This is a genomic window from Mesotoga sp. HF07.pep.5.2.highcov, assembly GCF_003666285.1.
GTDB classification, from domain to species: Bacteria; Thermotogota; Thermotogae; order Petrotogales; family Kosmotogaceae; genus Mesotoga; species Mesotoga prima.
Map to the genome: position 1 here is coordinate 1 of NZ_JFHJ01000292.1, position 5,669 is coordinate 5,669.

Genomic DNA, 5,669 nt, shown 5'->3' on the forward strand with positions numbered 1-5,669 from the left:
ATATGAGACCGACCTCGAAAGGGATACCGTTGAGAACTCTCTGACTTCACTCTCTCTGGAAGTTAGACCAGGTCAGATTGAGAGAGTATCCGGGAAATTGAGGCTCGGCAAATATGTGAAAAAGGACGTTGTTTTCAAGAAGATGTTGTCCGAAAGACCGGTGAAGGATATTGCGCCTATCAAAAAGACTTCGCTGCTGGATGAAAGGGAACTGGGAGATCTGAAAATGCTCATGATTCCCACAGTCTACGGTGATTTTCCAGGCGCAGGCCTACCCTGGTTCGCCACAGTTTTTGGGAGGGATAGCCTTATCTTTGGCCTCCAGACCGTGGATCTTCTTCCTGAAATAACGAGAAATATCCTTACGGTGCATACTCATCTTCAAAGTAAAGAAGAAGACAGCCAGACCGAAGCACAACCCGGAAAGATCGTTCATGAAACCCGTCTGAATGAACTATCGCTAGCCGGAAGGCTACCTTTTGAAAGATACTACGGATCGATAGATGCAACGCTCCTGTTCATTATGCTCTCACACAGGTACTACTCACAGACTAATGACTGGAACTTTATAAGATCTATAAAAAACAGCATCATGGCAGCTGCCAAATGGATCGATACTTACGCTGATCTAGATAACGACGGATACATCGAATTCGCACCTTCAGGCACCGGTCTATCTATTCAGAGCTGGAAAGATTCCGCCGACTCCGTGAGCTTCTCCGACGGTACGCTGGCAGAGCCTCCACTGGCGCCAGTAGAGGTCCAGGGATATCTGTATGATGCCTTCAAGTGTCTCGAAAAACTCATGGCTCTCTTTGAGGACGAAGAAAGGGCAAATGTGTATGCACTGAAGGCAGCCGCCCTGAAAGAAAATTTCAACCGGGACTTCTGGCTGGAGAGCGAAGACTACTTCGCTACGGCGCTGGATAAAAACAAGAAACCGGTCGATTCAATAACATCAAATCCCGGGCACTGCCTAATGACGGGCATAGTGGACGAAGATAGAGCCGAGGCGTTGGTGAACCGTCTCTTTTCCGATGAACTATACACCGGATGGGGGATAAGAACGCTCTCCAGCAAAATGAAGCGTTACAATCCATTCTCCTACCACAACGGAAGTGTCTGGCCGCACGACAACTCACTGATTATGCTTGGCCTGATAAAATATGGTTTTTACGAAAAGGCCAGACAGCTCGCGCGGGATCTGTTGAAAGTGAAGGACAAACATCATGACAATCGCCTCCCCGAGCTCTTTAGCGGTCTGTCAGTATCTGAAACATCTGGAAAGTTGATTGAATATCCAACAAGTTGCTCACCTCAGCTGTGGTCTATAGGAACTGTTCTAGTAATATCCAAGGCGCTGGACGCCTGAAAAGGAGGGTTTAGTATGAAAAGATTTCTGTTGGTAAGTCTTGTTTTGTTAGCTGGACTCATGGTATTAGGGGTCACGAACATCAGAATCAGCGGCTGGCCTGGAAACCCTGTTGAAGAGGCCGTCATAATGAAGAACGTCGAAGAATTCAACAACATGCAAACGGATATCGTGGTCGAATGGCAGCCTATACCGGGGGACTTCAGGCAAATGCTTATCACCCAGTATTCTGCTGGCACCGCTCCTGATCTCTTCTATGTTGAAGCCTTCTGGTTCGAAGAACTGGCCAAGCAGAATATGCTCCTTCCACTAGATCTATACATCAAAAGAGACGATAGTTTCGACATCGACTGGTTCTACCCCAATCTCATCGAAGCCTTCAAGTACGAAGATAGGATCTACGGGATCCCGAAGGACTTTTCGACCCTTGCACTTGTTTTCAACAAGAAAATATTCGACCAGTACGATGTCGCCTACCCTACAGACGAAGACACCTGGTTCGATATGCTTGATAAGGCTCTTCAACTCAAGAGAAAGGGCTTTGAAACCCCTCTGGTTCTTGCGGCCGATCTCAATAGGATACTACCTTTTGTTTATGGAACAGGCGGAGACATCGTTGACGAGGATCTAAACGTAGCTCTGGGTAAACCAGATGCCAAATTCGGCCTCAATTTCTATCTCGATCTGGTCAACAAGTACAAAGTCGCTCAGGAACCGGCAAACCTGGGTGCTGGTTGGATTGGAGAAGCTTATGGAAAGGAAAGGGTGGCTATGGCGATGACCGGCCCCTGGACCATCGGATTCCTCGCCGGCGATTACCCGGAAGTTCTGAAGAACACCGGTATAGTCGAGATGCCGCATCTTATTGAGAAGTCAACGATGGTTTATACGGTCTCCTGGAGCATAAACCGAACTACTCCAAACAAGGATGCAGCCTGGGAAGTCTTGAAATTCCTTGTTACGAAGGGACAAGAGCGGTTTGTCAGCGAAGCGGGAGTACTGGCCTCCAACATACAGAACGCTGAAAAGGATACCGATCCAACGAAACAGGCATTCTACAGAGGCGCGGAGTATGGCACTCCCTGGAAGGTCAAGACACCCAGCGGAGTTTTTTCCAGAGCACACGACCAGCTCAATTCGTTGTTAAAGGATCTCTTCTATCAGAAAATCAGCCTCTCCGAAGCCTTAACCTTTGTCGAAGAGAATTATTCGGGCTGGGTAGCCGAATAACCTGTCTCTTGCCGGGCGGATTGCGATCCGCCCGGATCTCTTTAGAGGGGTGAGGATATGAAGCTGAATTTCAAAACGAGAGAAGCCATGGTTGGTTATCTCTTCGCAGCGCCTATAATAATCACCATCTTGATCTTCACGATCTATCCTGTTTTCGCAGGCTTGTACTACAGCTTCACCAACTACCAGCCCACGGAAGCCCAAAAATTCAACATGACCTTCGTCCCTGAAGAATCCGTTTCATTTCATCTGGGCGTTTTCCCCGATGAAGAAGGACTTGTCAAGAATGAGCTTCTCTCTCTTTTTGACCCGGTAACTTTCTTGACGCTGGATATGGGGGTAAAACTGAACGCAGAGCAAAAGGAAGCCGTAAGTAGCTTTCTAGATACGGACAAAATAGTAGAAGACTTTCTGGCAGGCCGGCTCAACAGTTCGGTATCTGTCAAAGACTTCATGAAGGAATACATGTCCTCAAAGAGTGAACTCTTCACGAGATACGTGCCGGAATTTGTAGGATTAAAGAATTTCAGAGAGATGTTCAAGGATCAGTATTTCTGGATCTCGTTAAAGAACGCCTTTGTCTATTCCATCGTAGTCGTACCCATCCAGACGTTACTGGCAATCCTCCTGGCCGTAGCCGCCAACATGAAAATCATGGGACAGAGATTCTTCAAGACGGTTTTCTTCCTCCCTTCAATTTCTTCTTCCGCGGCTATCTCGATGATCTTCTGGCTTATATACTCCAAGCCCGGCGTTTTGAACAGGTTCCTTTCAACGTTCGGGTTTCAGGCTGTTGACTGGCTCAATGAACCGAATACGGCTCTCGGAGCAATTATGGTGATGAACATATGGACCACAGCCGGTTACTTCATGATAACCTTTCTGGCCGCGCTGCAGAGTATTCCATCATCCATTTACGAGGCCTCCCAGCTCGATGGGGCGAAATTCTGGAAGACCTTCTGGAAGATCACTGTGCCCCTTCTCAGACCTCAGATGCTCTTCGTATCGATAATGGGAATAATAGGTTGTCTGCAGGTTTTTGACCAGATATACTTCCTAATCAAAAACATGCGAAATATAACGATTTCCTATTACATATACAAGAACGCTTTTGAATATCACAGGATGGGCTATGCTTCTGCGATCGCGATGGTCCTCTTTCTGATAATTTTCGCGATCACTGCCCTTCAGCGCAAACTGATAAAGGAAGAGTCGTATTTTTAAGGGGGCGATTACATGAAGAAAAAACTAAAGATTGGTATGATTATCGCCTACGTCGTGTTGATTCTCTATGCGGTCGTTTCGCTTTTTCCCTTCCTCTGGTCGGCCATAGTATCTCTCACTCCTATGAGATACACCGAAAACGGTGTGACAACGGGTACGGATATAATGAAGTGGCCTCCCGAGATAAATTTGTTTAAGTGGCCTCCGGAGTTTTTCGGGGCCCCCGCTACCGGCGAGAATTACGTACAAGTCTTCAAGATCACGCCCTACGCCAGATGGATACTTAACACGATCATCTATGCCGCGCTGGTAACAATTGGCCACCTTATCTTCGATGCCCTTGGAGGTTACGCCTTCGCTAGGTTGCGTTTTCCGCTGAGGGATCTGTGGTTCGCACTCTTTCTAGCAACACTCATGATCCCCGGTCACGTCACGCTGATACCCAATTACAACCTCATGGTGAGGTTCGGATTCGTGAACACTTATTACGGCCTCTTTCTCCCCAAGCTAACCGGTGTCTTTGGGATCTTTCTGATGAGGCAGTTCTTCATGGGTATTCCCAGGGAGATGGAAGAGGCCGCAAGAATCGATGGCGCCTCGATAATCAAGACTTACTTCAAAGTCGTGTTGCCAATCTCAAAACCGGCCATTTCAGCATTGGCCATATACATCTTTGTCGGCACCTGGAACGACTTTCTCTGGCCGCTGCTCATGACCTCGAGAAAGGAGATGTTTACCCTAACTGTGGGCCTTGATTTCTACCGGACAAGTTACTATACGTACTGGCAGTATATGATGGCAGCTTCCATAATGATGACGATTCCCATGATAATCATTTTCCTGATCTTCCAGAGGCAGTTCATAGATACAGGCGTTTCATCCGGGGTGAAAGGCTGATGGATAATTTTAACTACTACGTGGCAGGCAGGAGGGCATATTTTTTTGGAGGTATCGACGGAAACGCAGAAAACATTGGCTGGCATTTGAAGGGAAAGATGGGCGGGTTTTGGCTAGATAACTACAGGCTATTCTCTTCGTATTTTCTCTCGCTCAATGGAAAGAGGGTTTCGCCGACAAGCTTTCAGAACAAAGTCTCGGAACGAATTGTCAACTATCCCGGGGCCGACCTCCGGATTCTTGCCCACCCTGAACGGCCACTTATATCCATCAGAATTGAGAGTCGTGCCAGGATCGAGTTCTGCCTCAGACAGGAGATGGATCTAGTGTGGCTCGAAGACAGACCTTCTAGAAATATCTCGGTGAAAGTGGAGAATCAAGACCGGGACACGATCGTATGGCGCGAATTAGAGGGCATGAGTTCTTTCGTCAAAGTGAACGGAAAGGCCACATCGGAAGGCGACTGGCTGAAACTCAGCAAGAGGGGCAGTCTTGAAGCGGTTATTGCTCTGGGCAGACCCGGGAAAGAGGGTTACGAACAATACCTCCTTGAGCGGGAGGAACACAACCGTCGATATCTTCCACCATTCCAGGACACTATACCATTCTGGGCAAGGGCTGGAGCTCTTGAACTCTTCTTCGAAAGAGACGTGGGATGCGGATTTGTCGCTGGACTGGGAGAGTTCCCCTGGTGGTTCGGGATTGATGGAGTCTATACCTGCCTCGGACTGCTCGAAACGCCCATGCTGGAACTTGTGGGAAAGACAGTAGACAATCTCGCGAAATTTGGCAACGGCCTGGCCCCTCACGAAGTTACTACGGCGGGCAGGATATACGCTTACGGAAGAATGAACGAGATAATCGCTTTTGCCTATCTAGCCCTGAAGTATGCGGTAAAGACTTCCAAAAAAGAGTACTTAGAACTTGTGGACAACGCGCTTTCACA

General features: G+C 47.9%; 4 protein-coding genes and 1 pseudogene. All 5 read left to right on the forward strand.

Annotated features, from left to right (window positions below; genetic code table 11):
* Positions 1-1,372, forward strand: a 1,372-nt coding sequence (locus tag BG32_RS06155; RefSeq protein ID WP_121526568.1) for an amylo-alpha-1,6-glucosidase, incomplete at its 5' end; no start/stop codon positions are given.
* A 15-nt stretch (positions 1,373-1,387) separates the two neighbouring features.
* Positions 1,388-2,602 (forward strand): extracellular solute-binding protein, encoded by a 1,215-nt coding sequence (locus tag BG32_RS06160; RefSeq protein WP_014731206.1) that lies wholly within the window; start codon positions 1,388-1,390, stop codon positions 2,600-2,602.
* Positions 2,603-2,659: 57 nt separating this feature from the next.
* Positions 2,660-3,826 (forward strand): carbohydrate ABC transporter permease, encoded by a 1,167-nt coding sequence (locus BG32_RS06165; protein WP_014731205.1) that lies wholly within the window; start codon positions 2,660-2,662, stop codon positions 3,824-3,826.
* A gap of 12 nt (positions 3,827-3,838) precedes the next feature.
* Positions 3,839-4,723: a carbohydrate ABC transporter permease gene (locus tag BG32_RS06170; RefSeq protein WP_121510813.1), complete on the forward strand. Its 885-nt coding sequence runs from the start codon at positions 3,839-3,841 to the stop codon at positions 4,721-4,723.
* Positions 4,723-5,669 (forward strand): annotated as a pseudogene (locus BG32_RS06175) (glycogen debranching protein); the annotation flags it as partial. The gene BG32_RS06170 and the pseudogene BG32_RS06175, both read left to right, overlap by 1 nt.